This window comes from Terrihalobacillus insolitus (assembly GCF_028416575.1).
GTDB classification, from domain to species: Bacteria; Bacillota; Bacilli; order Bacillales; family Amphibacillaceae; genus Terrihalobacillus; species Terrihalobacillus insolitus.
The window spans coordinates 1-21,799 of record NZ_JAMQKB010000028.1; the positions used below are offsets into that span (position 1 = coordinate 1).

At 37.0% G+C, this 21,799-nt stretch carries 21 protein-coding genes and 4 pseudogenes; 20 read left to right on the forward strand and 5 right to left on the reverse strand.

Annotated elements, in window-relative coordinates; genetic code table 11:
- On the forward strand, window positions 1-656 hold a 656-nt coding region (locus NC797_RS16200), incomplete at its 5' end, for an IS200/IS605 family accessory protein TnpB-related protein (RefSeq protein WP_272437861.1).
- Between the two features lie 310 nt (window positions 657-966).
- Window positions 967-1,653 carry a DUF3888 domain-containing protein gene (locus NC797_RS16205; protein WP_272437862.1) on the forward strand — a complete coding sequence of 229 codons (687 nt, stop codon included), beginning with the start codon at window positions 967-969 and terminating at the stop codon, window positions 1,651-1,653.
- Window positions 1,654-2,149: 496 nt separating this feature from the next.
- On the opposite strand, the gene NC797_RS16210 is transcribed toward NC797_RS16205, so the two are convergent.
- The gene (locus tag NC797_RS16210) at window positions 2,150-2,566 is read right to left on the reverse strand and encodes a DUF1284 domain-containing protein (RefSeq protein ID WP_272437863.1); all 417 of its coding nucleotides are present in this window, start codon (window positions 2,564-2,566) and stop codon (window positions 2,150-2,152) included.
- A gap of 515 nt (window positions 2,567-3,081) precedes the next feature.
- On the opposite strand from NC797_RS16210, the gene NC797_RS16215 reads away from it, so the two are divergent.
- The 12 genes and pseudogenes from NC797_RS16215 to NC797_RS16270 all read left to right on the forward strand — a co-directional run bounded on the left by NC797_RS16215 (window position 3,082) and on the right by NC797_RS16270 (window position 10,230).
- The gene (locus tag NC797_RS16215) at window positions 3,082-3,537 is read left to right on the forward strand and encodes a protease complex subunit PrcB family protein (RefSeq protein ID WP_272437864.1); all 456 of its coding nucleotides are present in this window, start codon (window positions 3,082-3,084) and stop codon (window positions 3,535-3,537) included.
- A gap of 72 nt (window positions 3,538-3,609) precedes the next feature.
- A pseudogene (locus NC797_RS16220) lies at window positions 3,610-4,592 on the forward strand (zinc-dependent alcohol dehydrogenase family protein).
- Window positions 4,593-4,650: 58 nt separating this feature from the next.
- Window positions 4,651-4,863: a hypothetical protein gene (locus NC797_RS16225; RefSeq protein ID WP_272437865.1), complete on the forward strand. Its 213-nt coding sequence runs from the start codon at window positions 4,651-4,653 to the stop codon at window positions 4,861-4,863.
- Between the two features lie 123 nt (window positions 4,864-4,986).
- A pseudogene (locus NC797_RS16230) lies at window positions 4,987-5,199 on the forward strand (transposase); the annotation flags it as partial.
- Window positions 5,200-5,384: 185 nt separating this feature from the next.
- Window positions 5,385-5,743, forward strand: a pseudogene (locus tag NC797_RS16235) (VOC family protein).
- Window positions 5,744-5,747: 4 nt separating this feature from the next.
- Window positions 5,748-5,924, forward strand: a complete 177-nt coding sequence (locus NC797_RS16240) for a hypothetical protein (protein ID WP_272437866.1) — start codon at window positions 5,748-5,750, stop codon at window positions 5,922-5,924.
- Window positions 5,909-6,088: a hypothetical protein gene (locus NC797_RS16245; RefSeq protein WP_272437867.1), complete on the forward strand. Its 180-nt coding sequence runs from the start codon at window positions 5,909-5,911 to the stop codon at window positions 6,086-6,088. The genes NC797_RS16240 and NC797_RS16245 overlap by 16 nt, the downstream gene beginning before the upstream one ends.
- A 199-nt stretch (window positions 6,089-6,287) precedes the next feature.
- Complete coding sequence (locus tag NC797_RS16250) at window positions 6,288-6,854, forward strand: Uma2 family endonuclease (RefSeq protein ID WP_272437868.1); 567 nt, start codon at window positions 6,288-6,290, stop codon at window positions 6,852-6,854.
- An 801-nt stretch (window positions 6,855-7,655) separates the two neighbouring features.
- Complete coding sequence (locus NC797_RS16255; RefSeq protein ID WP_272437869.1) at window positions 7,656-7,799, forward strand: hypothetical protein; 144 nt, start codon at window positions 7,656-7,658, stop codon at window positions 7,797-7,799.
- 60 nt (window positions 7,800-7,859) lie between these two features.
- On the forward strand, window positions 7,860-8,483 hold the full coding sequence (locus NC797_RS16260; protein ID WP_417168720.1) for a YdhK family protein: 624 nt from the start codon (window positions 7,860-7,862) through the stop codon (window positions 8,481-8,483).
- Between the two features lie 107 nt (window positions 8,484-8,590).
- Complete coding sequence (locus NC797_RS16265; RefSeq protein ID WP_272437871.1) at window positions 8,591-9,334, forward strand: Fic family protein; 744 nt, start codon at window positions 8,591-8,593, stop codon at window positions 9,332-9,334.
- A 311-nt stretch (window positions 9,335-9,645) separates the two neighbouring features.
- The gene (locus tag NC797_RS16270; protein WP_272437872.1) at window positions 9,646-10,230 is read left to right on the forward strand and encodes a nitroreductase family protein; all 585 of its coding nucleotides are present in this window, start codon (window positions 9,646-9,648) and stop codon (window positions 10,228-10,230) included.
- Between the two features lie 113 nt (window positions 10,231-10,343).
- Here NC797_RS16270 and NC797_RS16275 read toward each other — a convergent pair whose 3' ends face one another.
- Window positions 10,344-11,432 (reverse strand): iron-hydroxamate ABC transporter substrate-binding protein, encoded by a 1,089-nt coding sequence (locus tag NC797_RS16275; RefSeq protein ID WP_272437873.1) that lies wholly within the window; start codon window positions 11,430-11,432, stop codon window positions 10,344-10,346.
- Between the two features lie 167 nt (window positions 11,433-11,599).
- Between NC797_RS16275 and NC797_RS16280 the strand changes: the two genes are divergently transcribed.
- From NC797_RS16280 to NC797_RS16290, 3 genes are read left to right on the forward strand one after another with little or no spacing between them, the layout of a single operon-like run.
- Window positions 11,600-12,634 (forward strand): FecCD family ABC transporter permease, encoded by a 1,035-nt coding sequence (locus NC797_RS16280; protein WP_272437874.1) that lies wholly within the window; start codon window positions 11,600-11,602, stop codon window positions 12,632-12,634.
- Window positions 12,634-13,638: a FecCD family ABC transporter permease gene (locus NC797_RS16285; protein ID WP_272437875.1), complete on the forward strand. Its 1,005-nt coding sequence runs from the start codon at window positions 12,634-12,636 to the stop codon at window positions 13,636-13,638. The genes NC797_RS16280 and NC797_RS16285 overlap by 1 nt, the downstream gene beginning before the upstream one ends.
- Window positions 13,639-13,672: 34 nt before the next feature.
- Window positions 13,673-14,668, forward strand: coding sequence for an NAD(P)/FAD-dependent oxidoreductase (locus tag NC797_RS16290; RefSeq protein ID WP_272437876.1), 996 nt, complete (start codon window positions 13,673-13,675; stop codon window positions 14,666-14,668).
- Window positions 14,669-14,851: 183 nt separating this feature from the next.
- Here NC797_RS16290 and NC797_RS16295 read toward each other — a convergent pair whose 3' ends face one another.
- Together NC797_RS16295 and NC797_RS16300 are read right to left on the reverse strand one after the other, a co-directional pair.
- Window positions 14,852-15,436, reverse strand: a complete 585-nt coding sequence (locus NC797_RS16295; RefSeq protein ID WP_272437877.1) for a Uma2 family endonuclease — start codon at window positions 15,434-15,436, stop codon at window positions 14,852-14,854.
- Window positions 15,437-15,785: 349 nt separating this feature from the next.
- Window positions 15,786-15,914 (reverse strand): YjcZ family sporulation protein, encoded by a 129-nt coding sequence (locus tag NC797_RS16300; protein WP_272437878.1) that lies wholly within the window; start codon window positions 15,912-15,914, stop codon window positions 15,786-15,788.
- Window positions 15,915-16,468: 554 nt separating this feature from the next.
- Here NC797_RS16300 and NC797_RS16305 point away from each other — a divergent pair.
- Window positions 16,469-17,272 carry a TerC family protein gene (locus NC797_RS16305; RefSeq protein WP_272437879.1) on the forward strand — a complete coding sequence of 268 codons (804 nt, stop codon included), beginning with the start codon at window positions 16,469-16,471 and terminating at the stop codon, window positions 17,270-17,272.
- Window positions 17,273-17,372: 100 nt separating this feature from the next.
- On the opposite strand, the gene NC797_RS16310 is transcribed toward NC797_RS16305, so the two are convergent.
- Window positions 17,373-19,073: a pyruvate oxidase gene (locus NC797_RS16310; RefSeq protein ID WP_272437880.1), complete on the reverse strand. Its 1,701-nt coding sequence runs from the start codon at window positions 19,071-19,073 to the stop codon at window positions 17,373-17,375.
- A 408-nt stretch (window positions 19,074-19,481) separates the two neighbouring features.
- Between NC797_RS16310 and NC797_RS16315 the strand changes: the two are divergent.
- Window positions 19,482-20,834 (forward strand): annotated as a pseudogene (locus NC797_RS16315) (IS1182 family transposase).
- Between the two features lie 122 nt (window positions 20,835-20,956).
- On the forward strand, window positions 20,957-21,706 hold the full coding sequence (locus NC797_RS16320) for an IucA/IucC family C-terminal-domain containing protein (protein ID WP_272437881.1): 750 nt from the start codon (window positions 20,957-20,959) through the stop codon (window positions 21,704-21,706).
- The last annotated feature ends 93 nt before the right edge of the window (window positions 21,707-21,799 follow it).

The window sequence follows — 21,799 nt, forward strand, 5'->3', positions numbered from 1 at the left end:
TTTCCAATATAAATGGGAAGGGACAACTTGTTTCCTCTTGGGCTCAAACATTTAACATTTTCGGCAAAACTTCTGGTCAAATTACAAAAATAATCGAAGCAGAAGCCATTCAATTAGTAAACGTTGCTGAAAAGTTGAAGAAACCAATTGCCATGGAAAAGCTAGATACAACCACTTCAAAAGCATCTCATCCTTATGGCAATAAAAAAGCGAACCTCCGTCTCTCTATGTTTGCTTACAACAAAATGACAACAGCCATTAAGGCGAGAGCTGAAAAAGTGGGGATAGCAGTCTTTGAAGTGAATCCAGCCTACACCAGTCAAATTGGCAAAATAAAATATATGAAACGCTTCGGAATCTCGATTCATGAAGCAGCAAGTATGGTTATCGCAAGACGAGCAATGGGTTTCAAAGAAAAGCTTCCACCAGTGTTGCGTGCACTAATACCAGAGAAGATATTAGGTGCGCATCACTGGGCGCAGTGGAAGTATGTAATGAAATTGCTGAAAGGGACACGTGCACATGCATTCTACCAATCAGATCTTTTTGACTTAGACAAGTTTCGTACCACAAACGAAATCTTTGCTTTAGGTGCTCTCACAGATTTAGAGCAAAAAAGTTTGTCCAAGCTGAAAAGTGGAAAAACCGTATCCTAGTTGAACGGGATACGGTCATACACAACATAAACCGTGTATGTCTATTTCATTAGAATCCCCCACTTCAACAAAAGTGAACTTTCTTTTGTAAGTGGTGGGTAGTTCAATTTGTGAACTTCAAAAGAAGGTAATTCCACACGATTTTCCGATTTATGATTAGAAAAACATCATTATATTTCCACACGATAATCCGAATACCCTAAAATATTACCAAGTGGTTTGTTCAACTATATGCTGCATATAAGGGCTAGATTGTTGAATAAACTAATAAATCATCCAAACTGTGCAATTATATAGTTGAGGTGAAGTAATGAGAAAATTAACTACTGTTATTATCATTAGTTTCATAAGTATTTTATTGTTGTCCTTAACAGTGCAAGCAGACAAACCAGATAATAATATAGACAAGGAATTTAATATAGACCTATCAGGGTATGAACTACATTCTTTTGGTTCATTTAATCAACTTGGTTATAAAATAACTTCACTAGCTCAATTATACTTCGGAATTATTGAACGAGAGCAAGAGTGGATTGATGAACCTAGACTCTATATTAAAGGGAACAAGGGTTATGTTCATCTTTGGAAAAAGGATGGGACAAATGTACTTTATAAAGTTGAAAAACAGCCGAGTGGTCTTTGGGAAATAATAGATGTCCAACGAAAGAAAATTAACAGAATACCAGTATCTAAAACACATCTAAAAGAGGTATTAATCGAACGGTTATTAGACCCAATAAGTGAAGCTATTCACAATTATTATGGTGAATATAAACTCTGGTATAGGGGCTTGGAAAAAGTCCTTCAAATTGAAAAAGATGAAAGGGAAAATGCTTTTCTATTAACCGTTCAAGTCCAAACTGTTGAAGGTGCTCACAATCCTCCGTATGGTGAGGAAACAATAACATTTCGAATAAGTGGCAGCGATATTAAGGTTGTTGATTATAAACATAGAGATATTCCTGAAGAGGAATGGACAAAATTAGAATTACGTTAAGCCTTATTTCCAAACGGGGTGTTTTACTGGAACAACGATAAGTCGCTGTTTGCTTATTCAAGTAAAGGCAGGATAGTGGAAAAAGCGAGATTTTGAAAATGTTAAGGAGTGTGTTAAATGGGTTGGTTACTTATTATAATGGTTGCTTATTTACCAATGTTTTATAGAATCCACAAACGACTTGATTATTTAGAAAAAGAAGTTAAAAGATTAAAGGATGAAGATGAAGTTGTTTAACTAACGGAGTGCGCGCGACAAGTTCTGTTATAAGCGCTTTGAAGCGTGAAAATACAGGAAGTTTACGAGAAAACTTTAACTTTACAACTGCTCCCTCTGAAATAGCCTTCTCTTCTGGGTTGTACTTCTTTCTTTTTTTACTCATAGTTGTAGTTTATCTTAATTTTTCATTTTATGTGTCCAACCCTATGGGTTCATTATAGTACGGATTTTTAATTGTACCTCACAGAAACGGGACCCTTAATAAAAGGGGAAGGACTTATTTAACTTCCCTTAAGCCCTTCCCTTCAAGAATCTCTTGAATACCTTCTTCACAAACACCGTAAGAACGCCAGGAACAAGTTTCACAGACGATTCTGATATCTAAGGAGGTGACATGCTTTCGGATTCGGGATTCAATGTCCTTCCAAGTTAGAATTTGTCCAATGTTAAGTTCCATTTTCTCTAAAATAGCGGCATCTCTTTCATAGATAGTGTTGTTTTGGCAGTGGTATTCACCTAAGTTAGGGTACTTTTCACACAACTGATCAGGGCCCTTTACAAGCTGAATCAACGTCTTTGGGTTGTCTCTCAAGGTTTGATGCAAACGCGTCATATTTTCTACGTATTCTTGGGAGTAGCCCATTCCTCGGTAACCTAGAAGGCAAAAAAGGTGATGACCTCGCAAATCATACATAATTCTTCCCCCAGTTCGACAGATTAAGATAAATGTTAACTTAAATTAGTAATTAGTTAACTTATCGTATTCATCTTAACATATTAACCCGATCAATTAATGATTTTAAGAGGAGTTACTGTTGCAGCGCTTTTTTCTTGTTAACCTAAAGGGCAGGAAAGCTAAATAGTGTTCTTTAATTTCACAACACGCTAATGTATAATTATTTATAAAATTAAATATTTATACAATATCTTCTTGTCCTTCTGGTGAATCATAGCCAACTAGCTAATAGTCCGTTTCAATACTTACACGTTTAGCTAGTTGCTCCCATTGTTTTCTTAGGAAAAGATCTAATGCTGGAATACCTGAACGAAAATCAATGATCTAAAAAACGACTATTCAAACTTAGTGGTACCGCTAAAGTGAGCAGTTAATTAAGTAGATCATTTAACAACAATCCAAAAATTCACCATGAAACTCACAGAAAAACAATTCGTCTAAATAGATAGATGACTTTATGGGAGTGGACTAAAATGAAAATTTTCTTGGTGGCAACATTGCTTTTATTAAGTACAGTTCTGTTCGGGTGTAGTGTAAATGAAAAAAAGGAAGAAGATACATCTGTAAAAAATGAAGAAACTTCGAGTATGGATTTTGAAGTCTATGAAGATATTGAGAGAAATGTAGACTTATACCCTTGGTATAGTTTTCGTGAAGAATTACCAATTGGACAAAAAGACAAATGGTTTGATACCAGGTTAAAAGGGGATAAAACATATGTCATTATTTTAGGAGGAGAACAAAGTAATGGTGGTTATCATCTTGAAATTGGGGATGTAACTGAAAGTGAAAATGTTATTACGATAAATGCTAAGCTGGTAAGTTTAAATGAAGGAACTGATGCGTTTTATACACCAATCTCTGTTATTATTTTTGATGACGCTAACTTTAATAAGGAAATTGAAGTCAAGTGGGATTATAAAGAGTAATTCTTAATGAAGCGACTGGTGGCCCAAAGAAGATACAATTAAACAAATTTTATTATAAGGAGATTCTCTATTTTGGAAGCGAAAAGTGTTAAGTTTTACGAATTTGGTATCCCTAAAAGCGTATTAAAGATTGAAAAAAGAAACATTCAACCGCCATTAAAAGGAGAAGTCCTTGTCCGCATGAAGGTTCGCCCGATTAATCCGTCTGATTTAATTCCGATTAGGGGAGCATATTCTCATAGGATTTCTTTGCCGACTGTTCCTGGTTATGAGGGGGTTGGGATTGTTGAGGATGCGGGGGAAGATGTTTCAAGGCAATTAATAGGAAGGCGTGTTTTACCGTTAAGGGGAGAAGGTACTTGGCAGGAGTTTGTTAAAACTTCTGCGGAATTAGCAATTCCAATTCCTGTCTCCATTGATGATTTTGTTGCATCACAATTATACATAAATCCAATCACTGCATGGGTTGTTTGTACAGATGTCTTAAAACTAAAGCCTGGTGACACTTTAATCGTTAATGCGGGTGGCTCTTCTATTAGTAGGCTCAATTATCTATAATTCTCGGTTTTCAGATGATTGCTGTAATGAGAAATGATAATTATACAAATGAGTTAATTGAATTGGGTGCTTCTTATGTGGTCAATACATCTGAAACATCATTGCATAGTTCTGTAATGGAATTAACAAATGGATGTGGTGCAACCTCTGCTATTGATTCTGTAGGAGGTGTAGATGGAACAGAATTAGCTTTTTGCGTTCGACATGACGGTAATTTTCTCACTATTGGTCTCTTATCAGGGACGCCTATAGACTGGAAATCAATTTCACAAAAGACAAAAGTAAATGTAAAACTGTTTCATTTACGGCATTGGAATCGCCAAGTATCTGTACAAACTTGGCAAAAGACATTTGAACATTTGATTACACTAATCAATGAAAGAAAATTAACTCTAATGATGAAAGATTCTCAGTACGATTTGTTGCAGATAAATGAAGCTGTTGGTATTGCTGAATCTTCTAAGAAGAATATAGGAAAAGTCTTTTTGACAAGTTAGTGAAGCAGTTTATCTATACAACGTTGGTTGGTGGAAAAACTGTATTTAGGAGAATAATATGAAAATACTTAAAGATAATGGATTGTGGTTACGACCAATTCAGTTGCCAGAAGACTTAGCTATTGCTTTTCCTTGGTATCAAGATAAAGAAGTTCTGTACTATTCTGATGGGGAAGGTACATTACCTTGCGATTTAAAAATTAATGAAAGAATGTATAATTACCTAAAAAATACAGGTGAACCTGAATTATTCATAGAAAATCAACGATAGGCTACCATCACCCATCTCATAAGCTTTTTGTTAAAACGTAGTGCATTTAAAAAGTGAAAAAAGAATCCATTTCTGGTAAGGTTAAAATGCGCAAACAAATAACCAACAGAAAGGATTCTTATAATGGCTACTTTACAGCAATTAACGCTTGATTTCAATTATCAGATTAAATTGTCAAATAACGGAGGTTCTCTTTCCTCTGATACAGGCGAATTCATCTTTCGGGAATTCGATGAGAAAATAGGGTTTTCATAAACATTGGCTCAACATCTACAGCTGAAAGACAACAGGCTTTACCATTTTCATTCGAATGAAAACTTGCTTCGTCAAAAGATACCCTTAGGCTTTTTAATTATTGTTCAAAAAGGCAGTCGCTTCTTGTGTTAACGAAGCAGGTTTAGTTTAAGAAAAATGATTATAAAATCTATTTAATAAACACCAAATACTTATCTTGACTATTTGGATAAATTTAATTCACTATATGTCGGAATGTATGTTCTTAAAGAGAGGTTGAATAGTCTATGTGGAAAAGAATCGAATGTGTTACAGTTTACACGGAAGACAATAAAAAGTCGGTAAATTTTTACCAATCGTTAGGTTAAAAAAAGCTTGGAAAAAATTTCAAGACGAAGAAAAACGTTGGACACTAATTGGGATGAGATTTCCTGATGGTAATTCTGAGTTAGTATTAAAGAATAACCTTGATTTGAATTTTGCTGAAACTGAAATTGTAGTTAAAAATATTTGGGAGATTTACCAATCATTAAAGTCCAATCCTGAAGTTGAGTGGATTCGCACTCCATTTCCTAATTCATTAGGTGATCATGTAGCTGTAATGCAAGCACCTGATAAAAATATCTTTGTTTTAGTAGGGGAATAAGTAGATGAAAGGAAAAGAGAATATTGATTTTAAGGAAATTACAAAGAGTTCATTTGTATTAGTAGGTTGTAGTGCGGCAGGAAAATGGGATGGGGATTATCCAACACCAGAAACCTTTTTGGCTAAAGATGTAGGGGAGGTTAACAAGAAAATGGGGGAGATAATTTGGTTAAAAGATTGAAAACATTGCTTTCAGGTATTGCAGGCGTATTTGTAGGGACTATGGTTGTGAATATAATTCGAGATGGAAAATTAGATTGGGATACAATCGGTTATTTATTTACTATAACTTTTATAATAGTTTTAATTAGATTAGGTCTGAATTTATATAAAAAACAGGAATAAATCCAATAAATCCCATTAAACAAACGGATGTTTTTGTAATAAAGCAGATGAACCCCTTTAATCGTTAAATGGGTAAATTGAATAAGGGTTATAGCATTTACTATAAAAGGGGAATTTTAATCAAATGCTGAAAATCCGTGTATGATTATATCTTTTTGGTTAAAGTTCGAATATAATTGACTTAGGGTGGTGATTGCTCTTGAGTTTATTAAATGAAAGATGTAGCACCTATGAAGAATTTGAATCTGAACGAAAAAAAACAGATAAAAGGTTAGAATTTATTGATGGAGTGATATATATGTCTCCATCTCCAAGCATCAAACATCAAGAAATATCATCTTACTTGCACGGTGAGTTATATAATTTGTTGAAGGAAAGTAAATGTAAAGCATTTACAGCACTTACTGATGTCATCTTTAACAACGAAAGTAAAGATGAAAAAAAGAGGGTTATCCCTGATCTATTTGTCGTTTGCAATCAAGATAACTTCACTGAAAATGAATACATTGGAGCTCCTGACTTTATCATTGAAATATTGAGCTCTTCGAATAAATCGCATGATATGATTACAAAACTGAATTTATATATGAATTACGGTGTTAAGGAATACTGGATTGTAGACCCAATGGAAAATCACATAATGATTTATTTCTTGGATGAAGATTTAGAAATTCAATTCAATCTGGTTAACCTAGGAGAAGTTGTTGTCTCCAAGCTATTTAAAGAATTTAAGGTAAATACCAACATTCTCTTCAACAAAAGCTAGTCATTTCAATGACTAGCTTTTGTGCGACGGGCAGTTGCACAAGGCGCTTTGCTTAAGTGCCTTTTCTGTTTCTTATCGGGACAGAGACGACACATCGGTGTAACGACTGGATGAAAGAGAGAAGCAGAATTTCCAGATGGTGAAAACCCATACACGAGGAGACGGATCTAGCTCGGAAAGCTTAATCTAGGGCAATGCTGTGGGGTGTGGTCTGAAGGAGATGCGGAAAATTGAGAGACCCGTAGGCGAACGCATTTGTGGTGCCTGCCCCTTTACTAAGGGCTAATGTCGGTTGCTTGTACATATGTAAGTAACGGTAATATCATTGTAAAACAACAGCTTGTGTATCCAAACTATCAAGTAGCAAATAAAAACATATTCGGAGAATTGAAATCAATCATTTTTGCATTAACGAATATAAGTAAATATTTAGGTCATAACTGCAAAGAAATACAGATATATTCGGATGTTCGGATGTTAAATATATAGATAAAATCCTTAATCATGGAACTCCCCACCACTTACAAAAGAAAGTTCGCTTTTATTGAAGTGGTGGGGAGTTCCATGATTGCATCAAATTTTTATAAGAAAAGTAAAGTTTGAAAATATATATTGGAGAGATTTTATGAAAATTAACTTATTTTTTATTCAATTTGCAGTTACACTAATCGTAATATTTGGAGGTACTTTTATTTTTCGTTATTTCAACCATTCGTCATCGTATTTATAATGGCTTATCTTTTGCATTGACCAGTGTTTAGCAAATATCAAAATAAATTCAAGAGTCAGGTGATCTAGAAGATGAAAAAATTCAAAAATAAAAGAGGCGGAATTGTTAGAGGTATTCTTGCTGAAATACGTGATTCTATCTTGTTTGAAATATTGGTGAGAATTCTGTTATTTCTTCCAAGAATGGTCATCCGTCTAATTAAAGAAATCTATTAGCTTTTAGAAAAATTGAGAAGTGACAAATGGAGGTTACATATCGTGTTTAAAAAGAAATTGATGGTAGGAACTGTAGCTTTATTGCTGGTTGTTGTATTGGCAGCTTGTGGCGGTAATGGGGAGACTACGCCTGATAGTAACGTTGATACAGAAAATGACTCAGTCGAAAACGCGGAAATGAATGAAGAAACTCATCTTGAAGAAGAATCTGATTCCATGGAAGAAACAGATCTTTCAAGTATGAATCACTCAAGTTCAGGTGAAGTTCCAGATGATTTATCAGATGCCGATGATCCAACATATACAGTAGGAGGCAAAGCAGTAATACATGCCAATCATATGGGAGGTATGGATGGAGCTATAGCAACTATTGAAGGTGTTTACGATACAACTGTCTATGCTGTTACCTATACACCAGCTACTGGTGGAGATAAAGTGGAAAATCACAAATGGGTTATTCATGAGGAAATTAAAAATGCAGAAGAACAGCCATATGAACCAGGGGATGAAGTTGTCCTTGAAGCAGATCATATGGATGGAATGAAAGGGGCTACGGCTACCATTGATTCTGTAGAAGATACTACTGTCTATATGGTAAGTTACTCAGATACAGAAACTGGAGACGAAGTTAAAAATCATAAATGGGTGACTGAAGAAGAACTATCTGATTTTTCATCTCGGTAAAGTTTGCGTTAAATTCATTTTTCACGAAAACACGACAAAGCAAAATGTATTTGATATAATTTTCGATAAGAATGCACTGGCATAAAGTTTAAGGGGGTGGCGTTAATTTGTATCAAGTTATAACAAAATTAAAAAAAGAACTAGATGATCGTAGACCATTGTCCAAAAATGTTATCCAGAATTTAAGGGAAACCATCCGAATATTATGGACTTATCATTCAAATGCCATTGAAGGAAATACTCTTTCCTTAGTAGAGACAAAAATTGTTCTTGAAGAAGGGATCACCATAGGAGGAACTACGTTACGTGAACATTTTGAGGCAATAAATCATGCTGAGGCAATAGACTATGTAGAAGATCTTGTTAAAAAAGAAATCAACCTAACAGAAAATGTACTTAAGGATATCCATCGACTCATTCTAAGAAACATTGATGTATCGAATGCAGGCAAATATCGTAATATTGACGTTTATATAAAAGGTAGTCAGCATATCCCTCCACAACCTTATTTAATTGGGCCTCAAATGGAAGATTTATTTCTATGGTATTCGAAAAATAAAGGTACTATGCACCCAGTAGAATTAGCAGCAAGATTTCACTTTAAATTCGTTTATATTCACCCTTTTATCGATGGTAATGGTCGGACAGCTAGACTTTTAATGAACTTAATATTAATGCAGAATGGCTATCCTCCAGCAATTATAAAAGTAGATTTAGAACAACGAGTAAAATACTATAAAGCTTTAGAAAAAGCTAGTGTTGACAATAATGTTGAGGAATTTATCCAATTTGTTATAGATAACGTGGAAGAAAGTTTAAGAATGTATCTAAGGGTGGCAAGGCCCAAATGATCTACCCCTATTCCTGTTTACGAAAAAGAACTGAGTGGTATTAGCGTGTAGGAGGGAATTTCCAATCAGATGTTTCAGCTTGCTAAAGAGAGTTCGTTCTTAGTATCTCCAATGGAAAAATATCCAGAGAAGGAATTCCAATAGGTATTTTTACAGAAAAAATGATTAAAAAAGTATTTGGATTAGAATACCGCATTAGTGAAGATCCTGTAGTGGGATCCCCAATGTGTGTCCCAATTGGCTTGTGTGAAGAAAGAAGACAAAAGTTATTTCCGTCTCATAAAGTGCGATATTGCTGAAGGAGGATAAAGGTGGACGTTTTTGATGCAATAAGAAGTAGAAGAAGTATCGGGAGAGTGAAAGATGATCCAGTTGATAAAAACTTAATTAATAAAATTCTAGAAGCTGGAACATGGGCGCCAAATCATTTTCATACGGAACCGTGGAGATTTTTTGTACTGACAGGGGAAGGGAGAAAACCACTAGGCAGGACCTTAGCAGAAATTTCAAGGGAAAGTATGGAGGATCCAACAAGTAATGAAAACCAGATTATACTAAGAAAACAAGAAGAGAAGGTTTTTCGAGCCCCAGTAATTATTACATGCGCAGCAATTCCATCTAGTAATCCTAAAGTGAAGCGAATTGAAGAAATTGGGGCTGTCAATGCTGCAATTCAAAATATGCTGTTAACAGTTCATTCCTTAGGACTTGGTGCTATTTGGAGGACAGGTGCACCTTGTTACCACCCTCTGATGAAAAAGCTTTTTGGTCTTTCAGAGGAAGATGAAGTTTTAGGATTTATCTATTTGGGCTATGTAGATAATTCTACTAAAAGTATAAGTCGTCATAGAACTCCATTTGAAGAAAAAACAGTGTGGATGGAATCGGATTCGTAGAAAGGAAACATCGTATCTAAATCCCAGTAATTTATACTGACCCACTAGGATTTGGGGAGTATGGAAGCCATTCTAATCCCTTTCTAATGGTGGTTTTCTGTTGTGTGGGGCTACTATAAAAAAGTAATTGGGGACAGATCACTTGACGCAACCTTTGCCAAGGAATCTGTCCCCATATCTTCTTGTTCTGTTAAATCACTTAAAATATTATCAATCACCTGTGAATTCGCGATTGGTCCAGTGTAGAGCCAGCTAGAAGTAGATTCATATTCGTAGATGTTCCCTTTTTTAACTGCAGGGATGTTTTTCCAAATGTCGTCTTGGAGCATTTCAGAGCCATTCCCTTTGTCATTATTGATTAAGAAAATATAATCTGCATCTAATTCTGCTAGTTTCTCTAGCGAAATCTCCGACCAGTTAGATTCCGTATTTGCAGAGATCTCTTTCACTACATTTGGCGTAGTTAATCCCAAATCATTGTATAGAACATCCCCGCTAGATAACGTTTCACTTACAATATAGAACGTGTTATTAAATAACCATAATGCAGCTACGGATTCATCACCGATTGCAGCTTGGATTTGTTCCTTTGCGTCAGCTGCCTTTTTTTCATAATCAGCAAGTACCTGATTTGCTTTTTCCTCTTGATCAAAAATCTTACCCATTTCTAACAATTCGTCGCGCCAATCATTATTTTGCTCAGATCCAATCACATATGTTGGAGCAATTCTGTTGTATTGATCGTATTTATTTCCTTCGACCATTCCAGCCGAATCCATAATAATTAAATCTGGATTAAAGCTCGTTACAGCCTCTAAAGGAAGGTCGTATGAAATTGTTGGGACATCCCCTAAGGAATCTTGCAAATAATCTTGAATAGTTGCTCCGTCACCAACAGACCATTGCGCGACAGGGGTAATTCCTAATGCAACTAAATAGTCTTCTAGGTAGGATGCAATAACTCGCTTAGGCTCTGCTGGAACTGTAACCTCATTACCTAAAGCATCTGTCAACGTTCGCTCCGAATTTTCCGACTTCGATTCAGCTTCATCGCCACCGGATGTGTCTCCATTATCACTTTCAGCAGATGGTTCTTCGTTTTGCTGATCATCATTTTCTGACTCGGTATTTCCACACGCTGCTAATAGAATGACAAGTGCCAACATACTTATGAACAAATATAACGTACGATTATTTTTCATATTGAATTTTCTCCTTTTATTTTTCTACACAAAATAAATGATAACAATTATCATTATCATATGCAATAGAATTTTTTCTCGTCCAAGTAAAGATTGCTAGGATTGTGTAATTGTAATATAATGATAATTATTCTCAATCATCACTATTATGAGGAGAAAATAAATTAATGAAGAAGCAAACGATCAAGCCTTTATATACGAAACAATCGAGACCAATACTAGCGGCGGTTATTTTATTTGGAGGATTCGTTATTCTCGTTCTCGCTATTGGAATATCGATTTTATATGGTGCTGCTAATATTGATTTTTTTACGATTTGGCAAAGTATCAATAATTTTGACCCTAATTCTACATCACATCAAATTATAAGAGGGCTTCGCATACCTAGAGCACTAGCTGCCGCTTTAATTGGTGCAAGTCTCGCAATGTCCGGTGCACTCATGCAAGGGATGACACGTAATCCTCTCGCTTCTCCATCGATTATGGGTGTGACAGCTGGATCTACTTTTATGATGGCTGTAGCCCTTGTAGTCATGCCAGAAGCATCTAACTTTATTATGATGCTTTGGGCATTTAGCGGCGCAGGTATTGGTGTTGCCATCGTATTCGTTATAGGTTCCCTGTCAAAAACTGGTTTAACCCCTGTAAAGCTCGCCCTTGCTGGTACAGCTGTTACGGCCTTACTAAGCTCTTTATCATCTGCTATTACCATCCGTTTTAATGTAGCAAAGGATTTAAGTTTTTGGTACGCAGGTGGTGTTTCTGGTGTCCAATGGATCCATGTACAATTACTTGCACCTGTAGCCCTAATTGGTTTTGTTATTGCTTTATTCCTCGCTAACTCGATTACCGTATTAAACTTAGGGGAAGATTTAGCAAAAGGATTAGGTCAGCGGACTATTATCATAAAGTTATTAGGCATATTGGTTGTCTTATTACTGACAGGTGCTGCTGTGTCGGTATCTGGTACGATTGGCTTCATTGGGTTGGTTATACCTCATATTACTCGGTTTCTTATTGGGGTTGATTATCGATGGATTGTTCCTTGTTCCGCTGTCCTAGGCGCTCTATTATTAGTGATTGCAGACACAGTATCTCGGATGGTTAATCCGCCATTTGAAACACCAGTAGGAACGATAACAGCTTTAGTAGGTGTCCCTTTCTTTCTCTATTTAGCGCGGCGTGAAGGGAGAACGATGTAATGAAAATATGGACAAGTGCAACGAACAAGACATGGATCGTTGCAGTTATTTTGGTTATTTCCATTATTGGGACATTTTTACTAAATCTGAATCTAGGTGTTGTTCCAATATCACCAATCGAAGTTGTTAAAACGTTACTCGGTCAAGGAAATGAAAATAACAGTATGGTGCTTTTCTATTTTCGTCTGCCTCGCATCGTGTTAGCGATTCTCATTGGAGCAGCTATGGCTATATCTGGCGCAATTTTACAAAGCATTACCCATAATGATTTAGCCGACCCTAGTATTATCGGAATTAATGCTGGGGCAGGTTTTGCCGTTGTTTTATATATGTATTTGTTTCAAAGCGCTGCCTCTGACTCTGTGTTTCTTTTGCCACTCGCTGCTTTGACTGGTGCAATGATTGCTGCATTCATGATCTATGTGATTTCATGGAAAAACGGGGTCACACCGATTCGGCTGATTTTAGTGGGAATTGGAATCAACAGTGCTTTTGCAGCCTTAATTATCATGTTCCAGTTAAAAATGGAACCGAATGATTTTACCCGAGCGACTGTGTGGCTTTCAGGAGATATTTCTGGAACCGATTGGACATATGTCCTTGCGCTTTTGCCGTGGGTCTTGATCCTTATACCATTAGCGATGTATCAATCAAGCGTTTTAAACACATTACAATTAGGAGATAACATTGCTAAAGGACTCGGAACACATGTGGAACGACATCGATTATTTCTGCTTTTGATTGCTGTTGCGCTGGCCGGTTCAAGTGTATCCGTAGGTGGTGGAATTGCCTTTGTTGGGCTCGTTACACCACATCTATCAAAAAAATTAATCGGAGCCAATCATTGGTTGTTTCTCCCTATTACTGCTTTAATGGGGGCGTTGTTACTGCTACTGTCAGACACGATTGGACGGAATATTTTGTCACCATCAGAAATACCAGTTGGGCTTGTCGTGTCACTTATCGGGGGCAGTTATTTTATTTATTTGTTAATGAAGAGCTAAGCTAATATACGACAAATTTAAGAGGGAGATTAATATGGTAGAGAATCATAAGGTTTATGATGTTATGATCATTGGTGGGGGTACTACGGGGCTGTTTACTGCTTTTTATTGTGGAATGCGTGGTATGACAACAAAGCTAATCGAATCCGGGTCTCAGCTTGGTGGCAAGGTTAGACAATTTCTTCCGGAGAAACTTATCTATGATATTGGCGGGATTCCTCAAATCACTGGAGATGATTTAGTTCACCAAATGGAAGAACAGGCTTCCAAAAATCAACCAACCATCATTCACAATCAATGGATCGAAACGATAACAAAAAATGAAGATGCTCTATTTTCACTCGTCTCAACAGAAGGAATTGTGCATCAAGCCAAAACAGTTATCGTGGCAACTGGTACAGGAAGATTTGATCCAGTTAAATTTAAGCTTGAAGATTGTGCATTATATGAACAAAAAAGTCTGCATTATACGATAAGCAACCTAGAGCAATTTTCTGGGAAGCGTGTGATGGTTTCTTCCAATAATAGAGTTGGCATTGAATGGGCGCTTACATTAGAGGATATTGCTGAAAAAGTCTATCTTGTAAATAGTAAAAAAACTTTTCAGCACGCTACAGACCTTGAGCTTCACCGTCTATACGAGTCTTCTGTTACTGTGACACTAGACAGTCATATAGCACATCTTCACGGTGAAAATGGTTGGTTGGAAAAAGTGATAACAAAATCTAATCATCAAACGGAAGAGTCAATTGAAGTAGATCATTTGCTTGTCTATAATGGGCTAAAGATGAATCCAGCGCCATTTGATAGCTGGGATTTAAAGACCGAATCTAATAAAGTAGTTGTTGATCATCATATGGCTACGAACATAAAAGGGATATTCGCAGCTGGTGATGCCACATCGTACCCAGGAAAAACAATGTTAATCGCCTCTGGCTATACTGAAGGACTTACCGCTGCAAATAGCGCAAAGGCCTATCTCGAACCAAAAGCACCAGCACAAGTGTACAGCACCGTCATTTATCGTTAGGTGCCTATCACCGCCTGGGATTTTTTTATAAAGGAATGTTCCACAGACGGAGTGGTGACGGGGACGGTGTTTGTGTCAATATAGTTACCGCACTTTTGTAGAATATTCAAGAGAGTGATTGATCGTATTCGATAATTGCGATTGTGGGACAAGGAAGTACCTGTCCCATGTCCCACACGAATTTTAGTATAGTGGATCAATTTCTTCTCTGAAAATATTTTTTAGGTTTACAGTTAAATCATCAAAAATATTTACTTCAATGACTTCATCATTCGCATACGTGCCGTCATGTTTATAAAATTCACTTTCTAATATATATACGTCGATTGTTTCGTGTGCAGGGTCAACAATCCAATATTCCTTTACGCCAGCTCTTTGATATCGATTGAACTTAATCATTCTGTCTGTTTTTGCAGTAGATTTTGATAATATTTCAACAATTAGATCTGGTGCACCTGCAATGCGGTTTTTGTTTATTTTATTTTTGTCACATACAATTACGATGTCTGGATTAACCCATTCTTTCACTTTGGAGTTATCTTTTTCTCCACAAAGGCAAACATCAATTTCAGCAAGAACTCTGCATGATTTACTTCTTAAATATATGTTGAACTCTGTAGAAATCTCCATAGCAATAGCTTGATGTTTTACACTAGGTGATGGTGACATATTAAAAATTTGACCATCAATAACCTCATATTGGATGTCTTCATCTAGTTTTAAATATTCAGCATAAGTTATAGAATTGTTTTCTTGTGGTAATGCCATTTTCTAGCCCCCTTTATTTTTTAAAATAAGGCCACCTGTTATCATGCTACTTTGCTTTTCTACTTCATTATACAACATCTCTTTAATGCTATGCAGTTTAATGATGAGGTACTGTATAAAATAGATTTACTTAGGGCTATGAGGACGCATTCAAGGCGTCAAAACTTCATTACGTCTGTTGGTCGACTAATTCCCATTGTAGGACAGAAAACTTGTCCGATTAGCCCATAAAAGTGGGACAAGTAACCTGTCCCTATGTCCCTCGAAAATTCGACCCACATCCGGATGTGCGAATGTGGGTCGATGAAGGAATCTGGTATATTCGTATACGAAAGATCGACTTGATGTTTTAGTAACCTCCGCCGAAGCCTTGGCCCATTGGATAGTTGTTGCCGACTATTACAAGTAGTACGAACAATACCACAAGCAAGATAAATCCATTTTGACCGCCTTGTGGGAAACCACCTGCAAAACTCATTTAGGTCACTCCTTTCTTGCTTCCTTCCTTTACCTGTTTGCTTAACTCCTTTAATCAGGAGTTACTATATAGTAGTCAATAAAAAGGAATTTGATAATGTGATTGTCCCCTATATATAAAAATGTGCAGGTACCTAGTAGTGGTATGAGTATAGAAATATTTTCCATGTTGACAGTAAGTTCATTAGTTTTACTAGCGTTTGTTTTGTGTATTTCCTTTTCCGTTAAGGATGATAAAAATTTGCATGTGTTCGGCTTGATATTTTGTCCTAAACTTGTTATAATGAAGGTAATTCAAAGGGGAGTAGCTTTTACAAAAAAAGTCGTCATTACAGCGTACAGTCTGGCATGTTTGAACAAAAGAGAGTGTTCAAACTGCTCAACTGATACCCTCGGCTTTTTTGGCAACCTACAACGTTGTTAGCAAGACCTTTGCCAACTATGGTAAAGGTCTTGCTTTTTGTATTTAAGAAGGCTTTTTACCATGGTGACATGTGTGGATAGCCTTCATTTTTTTTGGTGTGCTAACTATATATATAAAGGAGAGAATAACAGATGGATTCGGCAATTTTATTAGAATATGGTTGGGCTTTACTTATATTAATCGGTCTTGAGGGTCTGTTGTCAGCTGATAACGCCCTTGTTTTAGCAGTAATGGCGAAGCATTTGCCAGAAGATCAACAGAAAAAGGCACTGTCTTATGGAATTTGGGGCGCATTTGTTTTCCGCTTTGCGGCCTTATTTACGGTTTCCTTACTTGTAAACGTATGGCAGATTCAAGCGATTGGTGCAGCTTATCTCATGTATTTAGGTATGAAACATATTGTTAAAAAATATTCCTCTAAATCAGAGTTAAAAAAGGATAAAGAACCTGTCAACCGTGGATTTGGAGCAACCGTATTTCAAATTGGATTGGCAGATGTGGCGTTTGCAGTTGATTCGATTCTTGCCGCTGTTGCAATTGCTATCGCTTTACCAGAAACGGCACTTCCTTCAATTGGTGGTATGGATGGAGCGCAGTTTCTTGTTGTTATCATTGCAGGGATTGCAGGATTAGTGTTAATACGTTATGCTGCTGGTATTTTTGTCAAGTTGTTGAATGAACGATCTGGTCTTGAAACGACAGCATATGCGATTGTCTTTTGGGTAGGAGTGAAGCTAGCGGTATACACGTTAGCACACCCAGATGTGGCAATTCTGTCAGAGAATTTTGCTAAAAGTGCGGAATGGAAACTCACCTTCTGGGGGGTTTTAGTAGCGATTGCAGTTGGAGGATGGTTCCTGTCAGGAAAAAGTAAATCACAAGAGAAAAAGCGAGAGCATTCAACTAGTAAATTAAACTCTAACGAAACGGATTAACACATACGCAATATGTAGATGTTTATAAAAAACAGGGACACGTATAATTGGTACGTGATCCCGTTTTTTAATGGCAATGATAATTTTCGGTTCCCAGCGATTAGAACGGTGGTTTATGGATTTCTCCTTCTTGAAACAATTCCTTTAACATGTGACGTGCGTAGCCTGTGGCCTGTCCAAACGTTACTTTTGCGGGCAATGGGGCTTCATTTGCATCGACTACTACATCTACAATACATGGCTTTTTTTGAGCGAGTGCTTTTTCAAGTGTTGAAGCGATTTCTTCGGGCTGCTCTACTCTATAACCAATACCTCCACAAATGTCTGCATAACGAGCAAAGCTTGGGTTTTGTAAATTGGTACCGAATTCTGCATTTCCCATTACTTCTTGCTCAAATTTAATCATAGCAATCTTATGGTTATTAAAAACGATCACGACTAGTGGGAGATCATATTTGACTGCTGTTACAAAATCATTCATCATCATTTGAAATCCACCATCTCCACAAATGGCAAATACTTGTTTCTCAGGATAGGCTATTCTGCCTGCGATAGCACCAGGCAAACCACACCCTAATGTTGCTAGCCAACTTGAAATGACAAGCTTTTGATTGGTCATTTTGAAATGTCGTGCCATCCATACTGTCACATTTCCAACATCTACGGAAAGGATGGCATCATCATCTGCAATCTGTTGGAGAGCGCCAATCACACGTTGCGGCTTAATTGGGACGGAATCATCTAATTCTTCCTCTTCTAATTTGCTCCACCAATCTTTCATTTCTTCCTGATACTTTTGAAGAAAAGTTCCATCATTAGAGACATTTATTAATTTAGTTAATTGGTTGAGTGTTAGTTCAGAATCACCAGCTAAACCGACATCTACAAGGTAACGTTTGCCAATTTGAGATGGATCATTATCAATATGAATCGTTTTCGCTGTATCTGGCAGAAATCCAGTGAACGGGAAAGACGTACCAACCATAATTAACGTATCTGCTTCTTCCATGGCAAAAGTGGCAGGCTTTGTTCCAAGTAGACCTAACCCACCTAAACAATAAGGATGATCATCTGGCACAATTCCTTTGCCAGGAAGAGTAAGCACAATTGGTGCTTTTAATTTTTCGGCGAAAGTAATAAGAGATTCAGATGCACCTTTGGCTCCTTTACCTGCTAGAATAATTGGTTTTTCAGCATGATTTAAAATTGTCTCAGCCTGTAGTACATCTTTTTGCTGTGGCAGACATTCGGATTGAACAAAAAAAGAACTTGTTTTACGGGCGCCTCGCTCAATCTCAAATTTAGGAATATCATCAGGGATAATGAGAACAGACACGCCCTTTTTATCATAGGCTGCTCGGATCGCCTGGTTTACAACAGTAGGAAGTTGTTCTGCTGACATCACCGTTTGGCGATAAACCGCAACATCTTTAAACAGATTCGTTAGATCTACCTCTTGGAAAAAGTCCGACCCTATTAAATCTGTCTCCACTTGACCTGCAATTGCTAAAACTGGAGCATTATCTAGCTTTGCATCATAGAGCCCATTTAATAAATGGATAGCACCTGGACCTGCAATCCCCATACAAACACCAAGTTTACCAGTTAGTTTAGCATAGGAAGCAGCAGCCAAAGCGCCTGCTTCTTCATGTCTGACTTGAACAAAATGAATGTCATCTTTCTTTTTACGTATCGATTCAATTAACGTATTTATTGAATCTCCTGGCATTCCGTATATGTGATCGACACCCCACTCAATTAACAGCTCCATCATGGCGTCACCAGCTTTTGTTCGAAACATATATTTTCCTCCTAATCATCTGATCCTATTGGTATTATTACCAAATCTTTGAGGAGTATGAAAAGGAGTCAAAAATGATGTCCTATGAGTACAAAGAATAAAGAAACCCATTTTAGTTTCTTAAAGTGTGTGTTCAAAAAGTCGCCGAATTAGAAACATGCCAACGAAGAGATGCACCGTTTATCATTTGGTGAACAACCTCTAAAATATAAAACAATGGCTTGAATCAGGCTTGCTCAGAGAGGAGTAACTAATGAATAGTTGGTTCATTTTCCTACATGAGTGAATTTCATAATTCTTAGCCCTTGCGCCCCAACGGGTTTGAGGCACAAAAAAGGAAGTACCTCCCCAAATCTTGTATAATGGTAGTTGAATGACAACCAAAAAAAGACTGGAGGAGTACTCCCTATGACCATTATACGACAAGAAAGCCTATTTGGCATCCAAGAATTATACGAGATGGAACCTACCCATCGTTATGAATCGATTATTTCAGCGATAGATTTGGATACGATTTATCCCGAAGTAAACAAAAAATCCCGGTTTGGTGCACCTGTAGACCTTAATTACGCAGCGATGATTATTTCTGTTTTTATCCGTTACGTAGAACGCATTCCAACAATCAAAGACCTAATTAAACGTCTGAATGATGATTTTGTTTTCAAACTAAATTGTGGGTTTCTTGTGTCTGACAAGACTCCATCTGAAGCTGCCTACTCAAGACTTTTAACGAAACTAAGTGAATCGAACGTTTTAGAGAAAGTCCAAGAGAAAGTGGTGCTTCAAGCAATCGCTGAAGACTTTGTTATGGATGACACTGTCGCCATTGACGCAACCCATTTTGAAGCACGTGATCAGGCACCACCAAAGGAAGAAAAGTCAAAAGCTGAGCCCAACAAACGTGGGCGTAAACCCAAGGACGAGCGAGAACAGTGGCTTATCGAACAGGCTGAAAAAGAAGCGAATCTTCCCATTTTCGAAAAGAAAATAGAAGCGCAATTGGATGTACCTTTAGACGAATTACGTGCTGACGTTCCTCAAGACCCAAAATGGGGTGTGAAGAAGAACAGCGAAGGAAAAAATGTTTTCTGGTACGGCTACAAAGGGCACTTAGCTGTTGGTACATCCAGCCAATACATTCTGCAATCCTTTTTTTCGTCAGGCAGTTTAAATGACGGGAAGGCGGCAATCCCATTGTTGAAGGGCGTTGATGCACTTGCCCTTCCATCTTTGCGCTATCAGACAATGGATGCCGGCTATGACTACGATCCAATTTATGAACAAGTGTATCGAATGGGACAACAATCTGTCATTGCTTACAATAAGAAAAATGAAAGTGAGTCAATTGGCTTCGATAAACACTTTGCCCCGACTTGTTTTTGAGAGCATTCCTATCGCTATGATAGTTTTGATGCGAAATACGAAACGTTGAAATATACAAGACCAAGAGAATGCAGTGATTGTCCGCTAGCTAACGAAGGCATCTGTCAAAAAGTTTATAAAGTAAAAATAACAACGGATCTTAGGAGGTATACCGCACCAGCTCGTGGCTCGAAGACTTGGAAAACGCTGTTCAAACGTCGCTCTGCCGTCGAACGTGTGAATGCCTATCTCAAGGAATTCTTTCAACTCAACAATGTTCGATATCGTACTGGAAAACGCGCAAAGGTTCACTTTGACATCGTAACGCTTATTTATAATGCTTCAAAATTGGCTGCAGATCGTATCAACGTACTGTTAAACCAGCAACAAGCTGCTTAAGAAAATTTTTAAAAAATGCATTTTAAAAATTCTGCAGGTCTGTTTATTTTTAAAAAGAGCAATTATGAAATTGACTCATATAGAAATCGAAATATGTAGGATTCATTATGAGGATGATCAAGATGCACAATATTGCTATGGATGAAATGAAAAAATTCGATATACATGTAGAATATGACATATCTAAAGAATGCACGATAGCAGAGTTACGAAACAAAGATAAATGTAAAGCGTTTCTTCACAATCAAATGATGGAGATAAAGGCACCGAATTTACGAGTAACTGCATCCATGCTTTCAAAAAGATATGCCTATCTTGTCGTATCTTCCACTTTGTATAGCATGATTAAATTTGATAGTGTCCTTACATTACCAATGGGAGCATGTACATTGAGTAAAGAACGCAAATTGTGTATTCAAGCTGCTAAGTGTAGTTGGAGTGAAGCCCAAATTGCGGATAGGGAACAATGGCGTGAAAATGTACTTGGTGACCTTTTTGCAGGTCATATTACACCGTTTATAGGAATGTTGCAAAAAACATCACGAGTTCCGTCAACAATATTATGGGAAAACGTCGCTGTTCGAATCAATTCAACCTATAGGAAATTAATGAAAAATAAGTTGAACCATCGACAAATGGAAAGTTTGTACAGTGATTTTTATTTCCTCAAAAAGGCTGGGGGAGACTTATTTGGTTTAAAGGAGAATCCAATTAAAAATTATTTGAAAATAGGAGAAGAACTTAGCCTGAATCCAAGCAGAAAAACGTGTTGCTTATATCAAAAGTTAGAAAAAGATGTGGAAGGAATCGGATATTGCGCAAATTGCCCAGTGAGAAATAAGCAGGAAAAAATGGAGAGGCATCGTGCATGAAGGTGAAAAGGAGCCTGTGGCTAAAGATACGTTTACATGGAGAAACTTACTTTTTAAGAGGAACTAATTTTGGAAAAATTCGGACTAAAAATG

Coding starts and splice junctions, on each gene's coding strand:
- NC797_RS16300 (WP_272437878.1), bottom strand. CDS start 15,914: ATGAGTTTTGCAGGTGGTTTCCCACAAGGCGGTCAAAATGGATTTATC.
- NC797_RS16215 (WP_272437864.1), top strand. CDS start 3,082: ATGAAAATTTTCTTGGTGGCAACATTGCTTTTATTAAGTACAGTTCTG.
- NC797_RS16275 (WP_272437873.1), bottom strand. CDS start 11,432: ATGAAAAATAATCGTACGTTATATTTGTTCATAAGTATGTTGGCACTT.
- NC797_RS16295 (WP_272437877.1), bottom strand. CDS start 15,436: ATGGCATTACCACAAGAAAACAATTCTATAACTTATGCTGAATATTTA.
- NC797_RS16210 (WP_272437863.1), bottom strand. CDS start 2,566: ATGTATGATTTGCGAGGTCATCACCTTTTTTGCCTTCTAGGTTACCGA.
- NC797_RS16280 (WP_272437874.1), top strand. CDS start 11,600: ATGAAGAAGCAAACGATCAAGCCTTTATATACGAAACAATCGAGACCA.
- NC797_RS16310 (WP_272437880.1), bottom strand. CDS start 19,073: ATGTTTCGAACAAAAGCTGGTGACGCCATGATGGAGCTGTTAATTGAG.
- NC797_RS16205 (WP_272437862.1), top strand. CDS start 967: ATGAGAAAATTAACTACTGTTATTATCATTAGTTTCATAAGTATTTTA.
- NC797_RS16305 (WP_272437879.1), top strand. CDS start 16,469: ATGGATTCGGCAATTTTATTAGAATATGGTTGGGCTTTACTTATATTA.
- NC797_RS16255 (WP_272437869.1), top strand. CDS start 7,656: ATGAAAAAATTCAAAAATAAAAGAGGCGGAATTGTTAGAGGTATTCTT.
- NC797_RS16240 (WP_272437866.1), top strand. CDS start 5,748: ATGAAAGGAAAAGAGAATATTGATTTTAAGGAAATTACAAAGAGTTCA.
- NC797_RS16285 (WP_272437875.1), top strand. CDS start 12,634: ATGAAAATATGGACAAGTGCAACGAACAAGACATGGATCGTTGCAGTT.
- NC797_RS16260 (WP_417168720.1), top strand. CDS start 7,860: ATGGTAGGAACTGTAGCTTTATTGCTGGTTGTTGTATTGGCAGCTTGT.
- NC797_RS16320 (WP_272437881.1), top strand. CDS start 20,957: ATGCACAATATTGCTATGGATGAAATGAAAAAATTCGATATACATGTA.
- NC797_RS16290 (WP_272437876.1), top strand. CDS start 13,673: ATGGTAGAGAATCATAAGGTTTATGATGTTATGATCATTGGTGGGGGT.
- NC797_RS16225 (WP_272437865.1), top strand. CDS start 4,651: ATGAAAATACTTAAAGATAATGGATTGTGGTTACGACCAATTCAGTTG.